The organism is Acidovorax sp. CF316, from assembly GCF_000276605.1.
Classification (GTDB): domain Bacteria; phylum Pseudomonadota; class Gammaproteobacteria; order Burkholderiales; family Burkholderiaceae_C; genus Acidovorax.
In genome coordinates this window covers 1-16,979 of record NZ_AKJX01000117.1, presented here as the reverse complement: position 1 = coordinate 16,979, position 16,979 = coordinate 1, and the positions used below count along the sequence as shown (strand labels likewise).

The window sequence follows — 16,979 nt, the reverse complement described above, 5'->3', positions numbered from 1 at the left end:
TGGGGGGATTCACATCACCCGCACCCCCAGCTCGCTCACCAGCGCCGCCGCCTGGTCCTGCGAGATCACGGCACCCTTGAAGAACTGCGCCACATTGGCAATGCGCAGCCCCGCCAGGTCCACAGCGCGCAGGTCGGCGCCGTCGAAACGGGCGTTCTTGAGGTTGGCATCGCGCAGGCTGCCGCCCTCGAAGACGGCATCGCGAAAATCGCAGCCGCCCAGGTCGGCATCACCCATGTCCAGTTGGCCGATGGTCTGCTTCCTGAACGACATGCCGCGCAGGTCCGCGCCCACCAGCAGCGAGTCGTGAAAACTCAGGCCCAGCGTGTGGGCCTCGCGAAAGCTCGCGCCGGTGAGCTTGACCTCGGCGAACACCGTGGAGCCCAGCTTGCTGCGCACCCAGCTGGTGTTGTTCAGGTCGCAGCGGTACCAGCGCGCGTCGGTCAGGTCCGCGAGCTGGAAGTTGGCCAGCCCCGCCCGGCAACCCAGCCAGCGGCTGTCGGCAAGGTTGGATTTCTCGAACGAGGCCTCGGCCAGCGTGCACTCGGTGAACTGCGCCCCGCGCAGCTCCAGCCGCGACAGGTCCACCCCCTCGAAATCGCATTGCTCGAAGTGCAGCGGGCCAGTGCCCCGCTCCAGCAGCGCCAGCACATCGGCCCGTGACAGGGTTTGGCCGGTGATGGGCACCACCGCAGGCGCGGCGGCAGCGGACGAAGAGCAGGCGTAGGAAGCGGTCATGGCGGCACCAGAAAATCAGCGAGGGAGAGAGGGAGCGGGCTCAGTGGCCAACGCTCTTGGAAAACAGGTTCACGACCAGCACGCCCGCAATGATCAGGCCCAGGCCGATCACGGCCGGCAGGTCGAGCTTTTGCCCATAGACCACCCAGCCCACGGCCGAGATCAGCACGATGCCCACGCCCGACCAGATGGCATAGGCAATGCCGACCGGCAGGGTCTTGAGCGTGAGCGACAGCAGGTAGAACGACAGGCTGTAGGTGACGACCGTGATGGCGCTGGGCCCCAGGCGCGTGAAACCCTCGGAGGCCTTGAGCGCCGAGGTGCCGATGACTTCGGAGACGATGGCAATGCCGAGCAACAGGTAGGCGGTGGTGAGATTCATGGGTACTCGCTTTTGAACACGGGAGTCAGTGGCACAGGTCCAGCAGGGTCTTGAGGATGCGGGCCTTGCGCGCCTCGTCCATCGGGTACACATCGAGCATCTGGCTGAACCAGTAGCCGTCGGCCGCCATGCGGCAGGCCAGCAGGCGGTCGGCTGTTCGAGGGTCGTCGCCATCATGCGCCAGGGCGGCCTGCATCGTGGCGCTCCACTGCGCACGGCAATGGGGCATGGTCAGCGCCAGCAGGCCGATGGCGCGCTGGGCCTCCACCCGGTTGCAATCGGTGCCCTCGTCGAACGCCGTGCGGATGTAGGCGCGGGCATGCCGGCCCGGCCTGCCCTCCTCCTCTTGCGCCAATGCCTGGGCATAGCCCTGCTGGAATTCCTCGAACAACTGGTCGCTCAAGGCATCGAGCAGCGCCTGCTTGCTGCGAAAGTGGTGCTGCAGCCCGCCCTTGGTCACGCCGGCCCGGGCCGACACGGCATCCAGCGTGACGGCATGGGGGCCTTCGCTGACGAGCAGCCCGCGCACGACCGCCAGCAACTGGCTGCGAACCAGTTCGGGGTGCTTCTGGCGGCGGTGGGCTTCGGTCATGGCGAAAAACAAACCATCTGGATGGAATGTTTAGTATAGCGCATCGCCATGCGTTGGAAGCATGCCGGCCCGACAGACCGGGCCGGCATGTCCTCCCGCTTCAGCTATTGACCTGCGCCCACAGCTTCTCCAGGCGCTTGACGCTCACCGGCTGCGGCGTGCGCAGCTCCTGCGCAAAGAAGCTCACGCGCAGTTCCTCCAGCAGCCAGCGCAGTTCCTGCATGCGGCTGTCCACCTGGCCCTTGCGTTCGGCCACCAGGCGCCAGTAGCGCTGCTCCTGCGGGCGCAGTTCGGTCAGCTTGGCGGCGTCGCGCGCGGGGTCGGCGCGGTACTTGTCCAGGCGCAGCGTGATGGCCTTGAGGTAGCGCGCATAGTGGGCCAGTTGCGTCCAGGGCGCGATGGCGATGAAGTTCTTGGGCATCAGGCGGGCCAGTTGCTGCTGGGCGTCCTGCGTGGCCTCGGGGGCGTTCTTGGTGTCCTTGATCTTGCGCGCAGCGGCGGCGAACTCGATGAGGATGGTGCCCGCCAGGCGCGCGACCTCGTTGGCGATCAGGGTCAGGCGGCCCCTGCCCTCCTCCAGCCGGCGCTTGAAGGCGAACTCGTCGGTGGGCAGTGGGTCGAGCAGAAACGCGCGGTCCAGCGCCACGTCGATGACCTGGTTGCGCAGTTCCTCCTGCGTGCCGCCGCCCGTGCCGTCGGCATTGCGGCCCACCTGCATGTAGGCCACGGCCATCTTCTGCAGGTCGGGGATGTTCTTCTCCAGGTACTTGAGCGCGTCCTTGATCTGCAGCGCAAACAGGCGGCGCAGGCCGGCGCGGTGCTTGGCGGCAGCCACCTCGGGCTCGTCGAAGACCTCGATGGTCACGCCGTCGCCACCGTCGATCAGCGCCGGAAAGCCGATCAGCGTCTGCCCGGCCTTCTTGATCTCCATCAGCTCGGGCAGCTCGCCAAAGGTCCAGGCGGTATAGCGCTGGCCAGCCGGGGCGGCGGGCTTTGCAGGGGCCGCCGCCACCGGCGCCTTCATGGCAGCCGATGCCTTGCCTGGTGCAGGCGTGGCCGGGGCTGGCGCCTGGGGCACAGGCGCACCTGCGGCCAGCTTGAGCCCGGCCAGCGCCTGGAAGGCGCCGCGCGCCTTGGCACCCCACTCGGCCTTCAGGGCTCCGAGGTTGCGGCCATGGCCGAGCTGGCGGCCATGCTCGTCCACCACGCGGAAGTTCATGAACAGGTGCGGGCTGAGCATGTCGAGCTTGAAGTCAGCGCGCTTCACGTCGAGCGAGGTCTCGTCGCGCACCTGCTTGAGCAGCACCTCGGTCAGGCTGCCCAGGCCGAAGCGCTCGGGTGTGCCCAGCAGGCCCGCCAGGCGGGTGGCGTTCTCGGGCAGCGGCACGAAGCGGCTGCGCGGGCGCTGGTGCAGGCTCTTGAGCAGGGCCTGGATCTTGTCCTTGAGCATGCCGGGCACCAGCCATTCACAGCGCTCGTCGTTCACCTGGTTGAGCACGAACAGCGGAATGGTCACGGTGATGCCGTCGCGCGCATCGCCGGGCTCGTGCAGGTAGCTGGCCGCGCAGTCCACCCCACCCAGGCGCACCGTCTTGGGAAAGGCGTTGCTGGTGATGCCTGCCGCCTCGTGGCGCATGAGCTCCTCGCGCGTGAGCTTGAGCAGCTCGGGCTGCTGGCGCGAGGCCTCGCGGTACCAGGCCTCGAAGCCATGGCCGCTGCACACGTCGGGCGGCAATTGCTGGTCGTAGAAGGCGTAGATCAGCTCGTCGTCCACCAGCACGTCCTGGCGGCGCGACTTGTGTTCGAGCTCCTCGACCTTGGCGATCAGCTTCTGGTTGGCGGCCAGGAAGGGCAGCTTGCTCTCCCAGTTGCCGCCCACCAGCGCCTCGCGGATGAAGATCTCGCGCGCCGCATGCGGGTCGATCTTGCCGAAGTTGATGCGCCGGCCGCTGTAAATCACGATGCCATAGAGCGTGGCACGCTCCAGCGCCGTGACCTCGGCCGACTTCTTCTCCCAGTGCGGGTCGAGCAGTTGCTTCTTGAGCAGGTGGCCGCCCACCTGCTCGAGCCACTGCGGCTCGATGGCGGCGATGCCGCGGCCGAACAGGCGCGTGGTCTCCACCAGCTCGGCCGCCACGATCCAGCGGCCGGGCTTCTTGGCCAAGTGGGCGCCCGGGTGCTTGTAGAACTTGATGCCGCGTGCGCCCAGGTACCAGTCTTCCTCTTCGCCCTTGGCGCCGATGTTGCCCAGCAGGCCTGCCAGCATCGACAGGTGCAGCTGCTCATAGCTCGCGGGCTGGCTGTTGATGGCCCACTTGTGCTCGGTCACCACGGTGAGCAGCTGGGTGTGGATGTCGCGCCACTCACGCAGCCGGCGGATGCTGATGAAGTTCTGGCGCAGCAGTTGCTCGTACTGGCGATTGCTCAGCTTGTGCGTGGGCGCATGTGCCTCCGTACTCACCACGGCGGGCGCCGGGGTCACCGCCGCCACCGAGCGCTGCGCCACGGGCAAGAAGGCCTGCGAGGGTGCGCGCTGGTTGGCCATGGCCTTCTGCGCGCGGGCCGATGGCAGCGAGGGCGCACCGCCTCGGGCCTCGTTGATCCACTTCCACAGCTTGAGGTAGCCGCTGAACTCGCTTTTCTCGTCGTCGAACTTGGCGTGCGCCTGGTCGGCCTGTTGCTGGGCTTCCAGCGGGCGGTCGCGCACGTCCTGCACGCTGAGCGCACTGGCGATGATGAGCACCTCGTCCAGTGCCTTGCGGTCGCGCGCCTCCAGGATCATGCGGCCCACGCGCGGGTCCAGCGGCAGGCGCGACAGCTCCACGCCCATGGGCGTGAGCTCGTTGGCCTCGTCCACCGCGCCCAGCTCGCCCAGCAGCTGGTAGCCGTCGGCAATCGCGCGGCCCGAGGGCGCCTCGATGAAGGGGAACTGCACCACGTCACCGAGGTGCAGCGACTTCATGCGCAGGATGACGCCGGCCAGCGAGCTGCGCAGGATTTCCGGGTCGGTGAAGCGCGGGCGGCCGTTGAAATCGGCCTCGTCGTACAGGCGGATGCAGATGCCGTTGGCCACGCGGCCGCAGCGGCCCGCGCGCTGGTTGGCGGCGGCCTGGCTGATGGGCTCCACCAGCAGCTGCTCCACCTTGCTGCGAAAGCTGTAGCGCTTGACGCGGGCCGTGCCCGCATCGATCACGTAGCGGATGCCCGGCACCGTGAGCGAGGTCTCGGCCACGTTGGTGGCCAGCACCAGGCGGCGGCCGGTGTGGCCGTCGAAGATGCGGTCCTGCTCGGCCTGCGACAGGCGCGCGAACAGGGGCAGCACCTCGGCATTGCGCATCACCGGCTGGTGCGCCAGGTGCTTGCGCAGGTGGTCCGCAGCCTCGCGGATCTCGCGCTCGCCGGGCAGAAAGATCAGGATGTCGCCCGCCGCATTGCCCTGCCAGAGTTCATCCACGCCATCGGCAATGGCTTCGTTGAGGCCGTAGTCGCGCGTGTCCTCGAACGGCCGCCAGCGCTGCTCCACTGGAAAGGTACGGCCAGAGACATAGATGATCGGCGCCGGCCCCTTGGCCGACTCGAAGTGCTTGGCAAAGCGGTCCGCATCGATGGTCGCCGAGGTCACCACCACCTTGAGGTCCGGCCGGCGCGGCAGGATCTGGCGGATGTAGCCCAGCAGGAAGTCGATGTTCAGGCTGCGCTCGTGCGCCTCGTCGATGATGATGGTGTCGTAGGCCTTGAGCAGCGGGTCGGTCTGCGTCTCAGCCAGCAGGATGCCGTCGGTCATGAGCTTGACGGACGCATCGCGCGACAGCCGGTCCTGGAAGCGCACCTTGAAGCCGACCACGTCGCCCAGCGGCGTCTTGAGCTCCTCGGCGATGCGCTTGGCCACGCTGCTGGCCGCGATGCGGCGCGGCTGGGTGTGGCCGATCAGCTGGCCCTTCTGGCCTGCGGGCGCATTGCACTTGCCCCGGCCCAGGGCCAGCGCGATCTTGGGCAGCTGCGTGGTCTTGCCCGAGCCGGTTTCGCCGCAGACGATGACGACCTGGTGTTTGCGGATGGCCTCCATGATCTCGTCGCGCTTGCCCGAGACGGGCAGGGATTCGGGGAACTCGATGTGCAGCTTGGCAGGGAGCCTGGCGGGAGGGACGGGCTTGGCGGGCTGGACGGGCTGGGAAAGGGGAGGCGTGGAGTCGGTCATGAAGCCCGCATTATCCGAGGCTGGGCGTTGGCCTTGTGCAACACCGGCCATGCGCGAGCGGCCAGGGGGTGCGCGGCCGGCCCATCGGGTCGCTATTTCTGTGTGAAACGACCGCCGGACCGGGCGATTTTCAGGATGTAATCACCCCATCACCCACCGGCCCTGTCGTCCCGCCGCGCGCCCCCTTCCCTATCCAGAATGCCTCCGCAGACATCTGCCTCCCCGCCCTCCCTGGACGAACGCCTGCCCACGCCATCGCGCCGCGAATGGCTGGCATGGACCGGCACCGCGGCAATTGCCCCCTGGTTGCCCGGTTGCGGCGGCAGCAGCGCCCCGGCGCCCAACCTGGAGGCCACCATGGCCTGGGGGCGCCGCCAGATCCGCCAGGCCATGCAGGCCAGCGAGGCACGGGCCGCCTCGATCGCCATGATGTACGGCGACCGCATCGTCTGGCAGGAGGCCTTCGGGGTGCTGCGCGATACCTCTGCCAACCCTGCCACCCCGGCCGCCCCCGCCACGCCCGAAACACGGTTCAACGTCGGCTCGGTCAGCAAGGTGCTCGCGGCGCTGGCCGTCATGATCCTTGTGGACCGCCAGCTGGTGCAGCTCGATGCGCCGGTGGTGCGCTACCTGCCGCAGTTCAGCATGCTCTCGCCCGGCTACCGCGACATCACGGTGCGGCATTTGCTGAGCCACGCCTCAGGACTGCCCGGCACCTACCTGCGCAACATGTTCGCCTTTGCCCCGCTGCCAGGCTATGCGGCCGGGCTCGAAGCCGCGCTGGCCGACATGCACCTCAAGCACGCCCCCGGGGCCATGGCGGTCTACTGCAACGATGGCTTCACCCTCATCGAGCGCGTCGTGCAGGCCGTCACGGGTCAGAGCTACCCCGCGTTCGTGCAGGCTGCCATCCTCACCCCTCTCAGCATGGGCCGCTCGGGCTTCACGCTGCAGCCCCTTCCCGAAGGCAGCTTCGCGCCGGGCTACATCGGCCAGGCCCGGCAAGGCCAGGAGTTCGTGATGGGCTATGCCACAAGCGGGCTGTGCACCACGCCCGGCGACATGATGCGGCTGGCCGCCCTGCTGATCCAGGGTGGGGAGCAGGATGGCCAGCGCGTGGTCTCCAAAGCCGGCGTGCTGGAGATGGGCCGCGACCAGAACCGGGGCATGCGCATCGACCTCGCCCCCGACTGGCACTGGGGCCTGGGCTGGGACAGCACGCAGCAGCCGGGCCTGGACGCCGCCGGCGTGCGGGCCTGGCAAAAGAGCGGCAGCACGGTGTTCTGCGCGAGCGACTTCTATGTGCTGCCCCAGGCCGGCATGGCGCTGCTGCTCACGGGCAACGCGCCGGGCTTTCGCCCCGGCCCCATCGCCGAAGGCATCCTGCTGCGGGCCTTGCAGGAAATCGGCCAGCTGCAGGCCCTGCCCTCCAAGGTGAATGCCGTCGCCCCTTCGCTGGCCACCTCATCCACCACCGATGTCGATGCCGTGCTCGGCATCTACGGGCGTGCGTCCAAGCCGCTGAAGGTGGCCTCGCCCGACAGCCAGCAGATCGACCTCTTTGTGTGGTCCGCCGCGCTCAAGGACTGGGAACCGCTGTGCGAGGGCCTGCGTCTGCGCAGCGATGGCTGGTGGTGGTCCGATGCCAGGCCCGGCACGCACTACCGCTGGGAAGAGGCCGACGGCCGCCGCTACCTGCTGTCGCGCGAGCCGGCCCGTGCCGGCCACTACTGGGTCACCACGCCCATGGCACAGCAAATGCCGCGCGCGGCCGCCCCGCTGCCCGCCGCCTGGGCCGATCGCCTGGACAGCACCTGGATCCAGGCCAACGAAGCGCCGGAATCGATCCTGCTGGCCGCCGGCGCCATGGCCACCGCCACCCTGCGGGAGCTGCCCGAGCTGCGCGGCTACCTGTTCTGGGACGACCGCCAGTTCCTGCTCCCCCTGTCGGCGGACCGTGCCGGCATGGCGGTGCGGGTGCCCCTGCACGAAGGCCGCGACCTGGTCGAGCTAGTCGTGCGCACGCAGGACCAGCAGGAATGGCTGCACGCGGCGGGCTGGGTCTACCGCCAGGGCGATTGACCTGGCACGCGCGGCCACTGTTCCTTTCACGCGACAGTCAGCCGCTTTCGCCACGGCACCCGCTTGCCACGCGCTGCGCGGCTCGCCACAATGGCGCCTTCTTTCAGCAACGCATGGCCATGTCGGCCACCGCTGAGAGCCCTGGAGGTCACCGCTATGTTTGTTCCCTTGTTCGCTCCTGCCTGACCACAGTCCACCGCCCCGGCTGGACTGTGCATTCACGAGTCCAGCCACGGCAAACAAGCGCACCTTGCACCCAGTGCAGCGCTCCACAAGCCCTGGCTACCTTGCCGGGGTTTTTTGTTTGTGGAGTGCACATGAGTGCCCAAAAATTGTCCCGCGCCTACGCCCAGGGTGAAATCAAGAAGCTGCGCCGCATGAAGCAGCCCCTGGTGCTGAAGCTCGAAGCCTCGGGCCCGCCCCGAAATCCTGTGGCCACCGCGCTGGCCCAGCGCAGCCTGTCCAGCGCGGCAGGCAAGCACATACGCAGCCGCGGGGCCCAGCGCCGCGCGGACAACGTCGCCCTGCGCAAGGCGACCCAAGGCAAGCTACAAAGCGATTGATTGACCGATATGAATCCCTTCACCAATGACGTGCCGCCGCAGCCGCGGCACACCCTGCACCCCACCGCGGCCCTGGCCGCAGGCGGGGTGCCTGCCAGCACCGCACCCACTGTGCCCACCGCCCCGGCACCCGTGCACGCCCAGGGCGACACGGCGCCCGCCGCCGTGAGCGCGGCACAACTGGCCGTGCGCCAGCAGGCGCTGGCCCAGGCGGCCGTGCAGCTCAAGGCCGAACTGTTCGGCATCGACGACGTGATCGACCGCGTGGTCGATGCCGTGCGCGCCTGGTACGTGCTGCCCCAGCTCATCAGCCGCCCGGTCATCGTCTGCCTGTGGGGCCTCACGGGCACGGGCAAGACCCAGCTCACGCGGCGCCTGGCGCAGCTTCTGGGCTACTACGACCGCTTCGTGGAAGTGCAGATGGACGGCTTCAGCCACGGCGCCAGCTACCGCAGCTCCACCATCTCGGGCATGCTGGGCGACTCGGGCATCACCGAGGGTGCGCCCGGCATCCTGGTGCTCGACGAGTTCCAGCGTTTTCGCACCATGGACCGCAAGGGCGAGGACGTGAAGGTCGAGCGCTACCAGGACGTGTGGACCCTGCTCTCCGACGGGCGCCTGCCGCCCGCGCTGAGCGCGCTGTCCAACATCGAGCGCAAGCTGGCCGACGCCCACTACGAGGCCGAGCGCGCCGAGGACGGCGACGACGACGCGCGCGCGGGCAAGGCGCCCTACCGCTTCCAGCTCGACGCCTGGGATGCGCAGGAGCTCAAGCGCATGCTCAAGCTGCAGGAACCGCTGGCCGAGATCATGCAGTGGCCGCCGGCCAAGGTGCAGGCGCTGTTCACGCGCTTCCAGCAGTCGCACCACTCCTGGGAGACCGACTACAGCAAGTTGCTGGTCTTCGTCTGCGGCAACCTCGACGAGATGTACCACGAGACCGCCCAGCGCGTGGAGGACTGCGATACCGACGCCGACATCTTCCACCGCCTCACGCGCAAGCTCTCGCTGATCGACGTGAAGAAGGCCCTGGGCGAGCGCTTCAAGCCCGAGCAGATCGCGCGCCTGGGCAACGAGCACGTGATCTACCCTTCGTTCAGCAAGGCCACCTACGAGCAACTCATCCGCAACCTGTGCACGCGCTATGTGGATGACATCGCCGCGCAGTGCGGCGTGCGCTTCGCCATCGGGCAGGACGTGCTCGACGAGCTGTATGCCAACGCCGTCTTCCCGGCGCAGGGCACGCGGCCGCTGTTCTCGTCGGTGCATGCCATCCTGAGCGCCAACCTGGTCAACGCCGCGCTGTGGGTCATGCAGGAGCAACTGCCGCTGGCGCAGGAGTTCGCCATCGGCCTGGCTGCGGACAAGCGCCACCTGCGGGTGCAGGGCCTGGGGCCGCAGGGGCCGGCAGAGGCCAGCTTTCCGGTGGTGCTTGAGCTCAACCGGCTCAAGCAGCGCGCCAACGCCGACTTCCGCGCCCTGCTGGCGGTGCACGAGGCCGGCCACGGCCTGGCGTACTGCGTGCTGTTCGGCCATGCGCCGCAGGAGGTGAAGATCAACATCGCCTCCTTCGAGGGCGGGTACAACAGCTTCTCCAGCCTCAAGGCCACCACCCGGCAGAACGCGCTGGACATGATGTGCGTGGGCCTGGCCGGCCGCGTGGCCGAGGAGCTGGTATTCGGCGAGATGGCCTGCACCACCGGCGCCGAGCAGGACTACAAGCAGGTGACGGCCGAGGCCGCGCGCTACATCCGCCACCACGGCTTCGGCGCGCGCCTGGCGCGCACCGACGTTACGGTGGAGATGGACAACCACGTCAACACCGACATCGGCCCGAGCAACGAGGCCATCGAAGCGCTGATGCAGGAGCAGTACCGGCGCGCGCAGGTGCTGCTGCAGACCCACCGCGAAGCCCTGGGCCGCACGGTGGACGCGCTGCTGCGCCAGGGCACCATCGCCCCGGTGGAGATGGTGGCCCTGCTCAAGGACTGCGGCATTGCGCTGGCAGCGCCGGCAGCAGGCGGCCTGCCCGACGAAGGCCTGGTGCTGGAGCCGTTTGCAGCCAAACTGGGGGCGTTCCGCAGGGGCGTGTGAGGCGCCTTGCAGCAAGGGGCGGGGTACGCCCTTATGATGCGCGCCTGCCGATACTCTTATTACACCGGTCGCCCCACCCCTCGCTGCCCATGTCCGCCGTCTTCAACTTCACCTTCGTGCCCTGGTTCCGCTCGGTCGCGCCCTACATCCACAAGTTCCGCAACCAGACCTTCGTGATCGGGCTGACGGGTGAAGGCATCGCTGCGGGCAAGCTGCACAGCATTGCGCAGGATTTGGCGCTGATCCAGGCCATGGGCGTGAAGATCGTGCTGGTGCACGGCTTTCGCCCGCAGGTGAACGAGCAGTTGGCCGCCAAGGGGCATGAGGCGAAGTACTCGCATGGCATCCGAATAACAGACTCGGTGGCGCTCGACTGCGCGCAGGAGGCCGCGGGCCAGCTGCGCTACGAGATCGAGGCGGCCTTCAGCCAGGGCCTGCCCAACACCCCCATGGCCGGTGCCACGGTGCGCGTGATCTCGGGCAACTTCCTCACGGCACGGCCGGTGGGCATCATGGACGGGGTGGATTTCCAGCACTCGGGCCTGGTGCGCAAGGTGGACGTGGCCGGTATCCAGCGCACGCTGGACATGGGCGCGCTGGTACTGCTCTCGCCGTTCGGCTTCTCGCCCACGGGCGAGGCCTTCAACCTGGGCATGGAAGAAGTGGCCACCAGCGTGGCCATCGAGCTGCGCGCCGACAAGCTGATCTTCCTGACCGAGGTGCCCGGCATCCGCATGCAGCCCGGCGAGCCCGAGGGCGAGGACAACCCCATCGACACCGAGCTGCCGCTGGCAGCGGCCCAGGCGCTGCTGGCCACGCTGCCCACCGCGCAGAACCCCACCGACACCGGCTTTTACCTGCAGCACTGCGTGAAGGCCTGCAAGGCCGGCGTGGAGCGCAGCCACATCCTGCCGTTCGCGGTGGACGGCTCGCTGCTGCTGGAGGTGTACGTGCACGACGGCATTGGCACCATGGTGATCGACGAGAAGCTCGAAGAACTGCGCGAGGCCACCATCGACGACGTGGGCGGCATCCTGCAGCTGATCGAGCCGTTCGAGAAGGACGGCACCCTGGTCAAGCGCGACCGCACCGAGATCGAGCGCGACATCGCCGCCTACACCATCATCGAGCACGATGGCGTTATCTTCGGCTGCGCGGCGCTGTACCCTTACCCCGAAGCCAAGACGGCCGAGATGGCCGCCGTCACCGTGTCGCCGCAGAGCCAGGGCACGGGCGATGGCGAAAAGCTGCTCAAGCGCATCGAGCAGCGCGCCCGCGCCGCGGGGCTGGAGAGCATCTTCGTGCTGACCACGCGCACCATGCACTGGTTCATCAAGCGCGGCTTCCAGCCGGTGGACCCTGACTGGCTGCCCGATGCGCGCAAGCGCAAGTACAACTGGGACCGGCGCAGCCAGGTGCTGGTCAAGAAACTCTAGTAACTCTAGTTTTCTCTTTTCTCCGGCGCGTCGAGCTGGTGCCCGATGCGCGGCGCCAGGTGCTGGCGCACATGCTCGGCGATGGCCACCGTGGCATCGCCGCCCAGTTCACCGACCATCTGCCGCGTGACCGCGTAGTGCATGGCCAGCAGGCCGCGCAGCTTCTTGAAGGCGGCCGGGTTGTCGTGGCCGGCCACGTAGCCGTCGTTCGCCAGCACGCGCTCGGCCACGCCGGGCGCGGCCAGCGGTACCTGGCAGACGATGGCCATCTGGTCGACCTCCAGGTCGATCTCCTGCAGCAGCTCTTCCCAGTGGGACGCGGTGAATCGCTCTTCGTGGTCCATGCGGTGTTCTCCTCCAGTAGGGCTTGCGGCGCCCGAAAAAGCGCCACATGCACATGGTAAGCTGATTGCTGCACCGCAACAGAATGCCCGTGCCAGCGTCCCCCAGGCCTTTGGGGGCGCCGCCAGCCGGGCACCCTACTGGGAGCTTTCCATGTCCGACCACGGCAAGGTTTCACACGGCGCGGGCGCTGCGGCGCCCCTGCCCGCAGAGCACAGTGTGCCCCTCTTCTGGCCCATGGCAGCCGCCTGGCACCTGGGCGAGCAAGCCCTGTCGCTGATGCAGCGCAGCGCGGATTTCGCCACCGAGGCAGCCGTCATCGACCACCCGCCCCAGCCCGCATGGGCCACGTCCAACCAGGTGCGGCTGGAGCTGGCCACCCTGCGGCTGCGCGAGTTCACCGACAGCACGGCCAAGGGCATTCCCATCCTGGTCGATGCACCGTTCGCGGGGCACAGCTCCACCATTGCGGACTACGCGCCCGGCCAGAGCCTGGTGCAGGTGCTCATGGCTGCCGGCGCGCCGCGCGTGCTGGTCACCGACTGGAAGAGCGCCACGCCAGCCATGCGCTATTTCGACATCGACACCTACCTGGCCGAGCTCAACGTGGCGGTGGACGACCTGGGTGGCCAGGTGCATCTGGTCGGTCTGTGCCAGGGCGGCTGGCTGAGCGCCATGTACGCGGCGCGCTTTCCGGGCAAGGTCAAAAGCCTGGTGCTCGCGGGCTCGCCCATCGACACCGATGCCGGCGACGGCCCGATCAAGCGCCTGGCGCACAGCCTGCCGCTGCAGACCTACCAGGACATGGTTGCCGCAGGCCAGGGCCTCATGCGCGGCAGTCTGATGCTGGCCGGCTGGAAGAACATGCACCCGGCCGAGCAGTACGCCAACAAGTACGCCACGCTGTACCGCAACATCGAGGACAAGAGCCAGGTCGCCCGCACCGAGCAGTTCGAGCGCTGGTACGAGAACCCGGTGGACCTGCCGGGCGCCTACTACCTGCAGGCCATCGAGCAGCTGTTCAAGGAGAACCGCTTTGCCAAGGGGCAGTTTGTCGGGCTGGGGCGCACGCTGGCGCTGCGCGACATCACCAACCCCACCTACCTGCTGGCCGGCGAGGCGGACGACATCACCACGCCCGAGCAGGTGTTCGCCGCGGCCGACCTGATCGGCACGCCCAAGCACGGCATTGTGCTCAAGCTGGTGCCCGGCGGGCACATCGGCCTGTTCATGGGCAGCGGTACGCTCAAGGCGGCCTGGCCGGGCATTGCCGAATGGGTATTGGGCCACCGGTGAGACCTGGCCCTGTACGCTTGTTGCCTTCCTCAACTTCTGTGATGGACGATGAACAGTTTTGACACCGACTCCCTGCTCGCCCACTGCCGCACGCTGGCGCCGGCGCGCACCGCCATCGTCCATGCGGTCACCGCCAACGTGCTGCAGGCCGCGCAGGAGGCACAGCAACAAGGGCTGATCACCCCCGTGCTGGTGGGCCCCGCCGCCCGCACCCGCGAGGCGGCCGAAGCCGCCTCGGTGGACATCTCGGGCTGGCAGCTGATCGATGCCGAGCACAGCCACGATGCCGCAGCGAAGGCCGTGGCCCTGGCCGCTGCCCGCGAGGTCGATGCGCTGATGAAGGGCTCGCTGCACTCCGATGAGCTGATGGGCGCGGTGGTGAAGAGCGACGCCGGCCTGCGCACCGAGCGGCGCATCTCCCACGCCTTCCTGATCGACCAGGAGAGCTATTCCAAGGCCTTCCTCATCACCGACGCAGCGGTGAACATCGCGCCCGATCTGGCCACCAAGGTCGACATCGTGCAGAACGCCGTCGATCTCTGGCATGCGCTGTTCGGCGCCGACATACTGCCCAAGGTGGCGGTGCTGGCGGCGGTGGAGACCGTCAACCCGAAGATGGTCGCCACGCTCGATGCCGCCGCGCTGTGCAAGATGGCTGACCGGGGCCAAATCACCGGTTGCCTGATCGACGGACCGCTGGCCTTCGACAACGCGATCAGCGTGGAGGCGGCCCGCACCAAGGGCATTGTCTCGGAGGTCGCGGGCAACGCCGACATCCTGGTGGTGCCCAACATCGAGGCAGGCAACATGCTGGCCAAGCAGCTCATCTTCCTCAGTGGGGCGGAGGCCGCCGGCATCGTGCTGGGCGCGCGCGTGCCCATCATCCTGACCAGCCGGGCCGACAGCCAGCGCGCGCGCCTGCTGTCCTGCGCCGTGGCCCTGCTGCTGGCCCATGCGCGCAGCAAGGGGCAGATCAAATGACGCAGCCCCTGGTCCCCGTGCTGCTGGTGCTCAACGTCGGCTCGTCCAGCATCAAGTTCCAGGTGTTCGAGCGCGAGTCGCTGTCGGTACTGATGGCCGGCAAGGTGACGGGCATCGGCACCAGCGCCCAGCTGTCGGCCAGGCTGGCCGGCGCCGAGGCGCCCGTGCGCACCGCCCTGCCCGCAGCCGACCACGACAGCGCCATGGCGGCCGTGATCGCGCTGATCGACCAGCACGACGATGGCTGGCGCCTGGCGGCCGTGGTGCACCGCGTGGTGCATGGCGGTGCCGCCTTCCACGCACCGGTGGTCGTCACCCCCGAGATCCTGGCCCAGCTGGGGGCGCTGAGCCCGCTGGCCCCCTTGCACCAGCCGCACAACCTGGCCGGCATTGCGGCATCGCAGCGCCTGGCCAGCCATGCGCTGGACATCGCCTGCTTCGACACGGCCTTCCATGCGCGCATGGACCCGCTGTTCCAGGCCTTTGCCCTGCCCCAGGCCTTGCGCGACCAGGGCGTGCGCCGCTATGGCTTCCACGGCCTGTCGTACGAATGGCTGGCGCACGAAATCGCCCGCACCCGGCCCGATCTGCGCGGGGCACGCGTGGTGGCCGCCCACCTGGGCAATGGCGCCAGCCTGTGCGCCATGCACGCAGGCCGCAGCGTGGACACCACCATGGGCATGACCGCGCTGGACGGCCTGCCCATGGGCACGCGCAGCGGCGCTATCGATGCCGGCGCCGTGATCTACCTGCAGCGCGAGCTGGGGATGGATGCAGACCAGGTCGAGCACCTGCTGTACCAGGAGTCGGGCCTCAAGGGACTGTCGGGCATCAGCAGCGACATGCAGGCCCTGCTGGCCAGTGCCGAGCCGCAGGCGGCCTTTGCGGTGGACTACTTCGCGCTCAAGGTGGCCCAGTACACGGCCATGCTGGCGGTCTCCCTGAGCGGGCTCGACGCCCTGGTGTTCACCGGCGGCATCGGCGAGAACGCCGAGCCGGTGCGCGCCGCGGTGCTGGCCCGGCTGCAGATGCTGGGCCGCTTCGATACCCTGGTCATCGAGGCCAACGAGGAGAAGATGATGGCGCTGCACGCCAAGCAACTTCTCCAGGCCCAGGCCTGATCCCGCCTTACGCCGCCAGCGCCCACTGCGCCACCAGCGCGCCGATCTCGGCCATGGCCGCATCGCGCTGCTCGGGCGGGGCCTCGCCGCCGGTCAGGTAGCAGCTCACCACGATGGGCTTGCGCTCGGGCGGCCAGAACACGCCCGCATCGTTGCTGGTGCCGCGCGATGCGGTGCCGGTCTTCTCCCCTGCCTTCCAGCCCTCTGGCAGGCGGGCGCGCAGGCGCTTGTCGCCCGTCTTGTTGGCCAGCAGCCAGCCCTGCAGCTTGTCGCGCGAAGCCGGTGACAGGGCCTGGCCCAGCGCCAGCGCCTGGATGCAGTGCACCATGGCCACGGGCGTGGTGGTGTCGCGCGGGTCGCCGGGCCTGGCCTCGTTGAGCGAAGGCTCGTTGCGGTCCAGCCGGGTGATGCTGTCGCCCAGCGAGCGCACGTAGGCCGTGAGTGCCGGTGGGCCGCCATTGCTGGCCAAGAGCAGGTTGGCGGCGGTGTTGTCGCTCAGGGTCATGGTGCCCGCGCACAGTTCTTCCACCGTAAGGCCGGCACCATCGGCGTGCGGCTCGGTCACGGGCGAATGGGTGACCAGGTCCTTCCGGGCGTATGTGATGCGGCGGTCCAGCTTGTCGTGGCCCTGGTCCACGCGGCGCAGGGTCTGCGCGGCCAGCAGCAGCTTGAAGGTGCTGGCCATGGGAAAGCGCTCGCCGCCGCGGTGGGCGATCTGCCGGCCGGTATGGGTGTCGAGCGCGGCCACGCCCACGCGGCCGCCCACGCTGGCCTCGATGCGCTGGAGCTCGGCCAGCCAGGCGGCATCGGCCGCAGAGCCACTGTTTTTCTGCGGGCTGGTCTGGGCCAGGGTGGCCAGAGGGATCAGGCCGATGGCGGCCACGAAGTTGCGTCGTTGCATTCTCTTACCTGTAGGTTTGTTGTCGGAACAGGCGCAACGATACCGATGGCACGCCCAACGCACCATCGACAATAATCGGCACGAGACCCCAGAAAAACTTATGGATACGCCATGCACCTGCCGCTCAATGCCCTGCGCGCCTTCGAGGTGTCGGCCCGCCACCTGAACCTGACGCGCGCCGCCGACGAGCTCAACGTGAGCCAGACGGCCGTGAGCCAGCACATCCGCAACCTGGAGGACCGGCTGGGGGAGG

The 16,979-nt window shown here is 68.5% G+C and carries 14 protein-coding genes; 8 read left to right on the top strand and 6 right to left on the bottom strand.

Features of this window, described 5'->3' with window-relative positions; genetic code table 11:
- Positions 1-9: 9 nt before the first annotated feature.
- The 4 genes from PMI14_RS13340 to hrpA all read right to left on the bottom strand — a co-directional run bounded on the left by PMI14_RS13340 (position 10) and on the right by hrpA (position 5,961).
- Positions 10-738, bottom strand: coding sequence for a pentapeptide repeat-containing protein (locus tag PMI14_RS13340; RefSeq protein ID WP_007855140.1), 729 nt, complete (start codon positions 736-738; stop codon positions 10-12).
- Positions 739-778: 40 nt separating this feature from the next.
- Positions 779-1,120, bottom strand: coding sequence for an SMR family transporter (locus PMI14_RS13335; RefSeq protein WP_007855138.1), 342 nt, complete (start codon positions 1,118-1,120; stop codon positions 779-781).
- A 25-nt stretch (positions 1,121-1,145) separates the two neighbouring features.
- The gene (locus PMI14_RS13330) at positions 1,146-1,712 is read right to left on the bottom strand and encodes a TetR/AcrR family transcriptional regulator (RefSeq protein WP_007855136.1); all 567 of its coding nucleotides are present in this window, start codon (positions 1,710-1,712) and stop codon (positions 1,146-1,148) included.
- Positions 1,713-1,812: 100 nt separating this feature from the next.
- Positions 1,813-5,961: an ATP-dependent RNA helicase HrpA gene (gene hrpA / locus PMI14_RS13325; RefSeq protein WP_369751453.1), complete on the bottom strand. Its 4,149-nt coding sequence runs from the start codon at positions 5,959-5,961 to the stop codon at positions 1,813-1,815.
- A 147-nt stretch (positions 5,962-6,108) separates the two neighbouring features.
- Here hrpA and PMI14_RS13320 point away from each other — a divergent pair, with 147 nt between their 5' ends.
- The 4 genes from PMI14_RS13320 (at position 6,109) to argA (ending at position 12,085) form a co-directional block, all read left to right on the top strand.
- Positions 6,109-7,992: a serine hydrolase gene (locus tag PMI14_RS13320; RefSeq protein ID WP_007855132.1), complete on the top strand. Its 1,884-nt coding sequence runs from the start codon at positions 6,109-6,111 to the stop codon at positions 7,990-7,992.
- Between the two features lie 317 nt (positions 7,993-8,309).
- A complete protein-coding gene (locus PMI14_RS13315) occupies positions 8,310-8,555 on the top strand; it encodes a hypothetical protein (protein WP_007855131.1) in 246 nt (81 codons plus the stop codon).
- A gap of 9 nt (positions 8,556-8,564) precedes the next feature.
- Positions 8,565-10,649 (top strand): AAA family ATPase, encoded by a 2,085-nt coding sequence (locus PMI14_RS13310; protein ID WP_007855130.1) that lies wholly within the window; start codon positions 8,565-8,567, stop codon positions 10,647-10,649.
- 89 nt (positions 10,650-10,738) lie between these two features.
- A complete protein-coding gene (argA, locus tag PMI14_RS13305) occupies positions 10,739-12,085 on the top strand; it encodes an amino-acid N-acetyltransferase (protein ID WP_007855129.1) in 1,347 nt (448 codons plus the stop codon).
- Positions 12,086-12,090: 5 nt separating this feature from the next.
- Here the strand turns inward: argA and PMI14_RS13300 are convergent, their stop codons facing one another.
- Complete coding sequence (locus tag PMI14_RS13300) at positions 12,091-12,429, bottom strand: hypothetical protein (RefSeq protein ID WP_007855128.1); 339 nt, start codon at positions 12,427-12,429, stop codon at positions 12,091-12,093.
- Positions 12,430-12,580: 151 nt separating this feature from the next.
- Here PMI14_RS13300 and PMI14_RS13295 point away from each other — a divergent pair, with 151 nt between their 5' ends.
- Genes PMI14_RS13295 through PMI14_RS13285 form a run of 3 tightly spaced genes read left to right on the top strand, consistent with a single transcriptional unit; the run spans position 12,581 to position 15,825 of the window.
- Positions 12,581-13,723: an alpha/beta fold hydrolase gene (locus PMI14_RS13295; RefSeq protein ID WP_007855126.1), complete on the top strand. Its 1,143-nt coding sequence runs from the start codon at positions 12,581-12,583 to the stop codon at positions 13,721-13,723.
- 48 nt (positions 13,724-13,771) lie between these two features.
- Positions 13,772-14,704 (top strand): bifunctional enoyl-CoA hydratase/phosphate acetyltransferase, encoded by a 933-nt coding sequence (locus tag PMI14_RS13290; protein WP_007855125.1) that lies wholly within the window; start codon positions 13,772-13,774, stop codon positions 14,702-14,704.
- A complete protein-coding gene (locus PMI14_RS13285) occupies positions 14,701-15,825 on the top strand; it encodes an acetate/propionate family kinase (protein WP_007855124.1) in 1,125 nt (374 codons plus the stop codon). Before PMI14_RS13290 ends, PMI14_RS13285 begins: the two co-directional genes overlap by 4 nt.
- Before the next feature lie 7 nt (positions 15,826-15,832).
- Here PMI14_RS13285 and bla read toward each other — a convergent pair whose 3' ends face one another.
- On the bottom strand, positions 15,833-16,726 hold the full coding sequence (gene bla, locus PMI14_RS13280; RefSeq protein WP_007855123.1) for a class A beta-lactamase: 894 nt from the start codon (positions 16,724-16,726) through the stop codon (positions 15,833-15,835).
- A gap of 111 nt (positions 16,727-16,837) precedes the next feature.
- On the opposite strand from bla, the gene PMI14_RS34220 reads away from it, so the two are divergent.
- Positions 16,838-16,979 (top strand): LysR family transcriptional regulator (locus tag PMI14_RS34220; protein ID WP_007855121.1); only part of this gene is annotated, 142 nt, incomplete at its 3' end.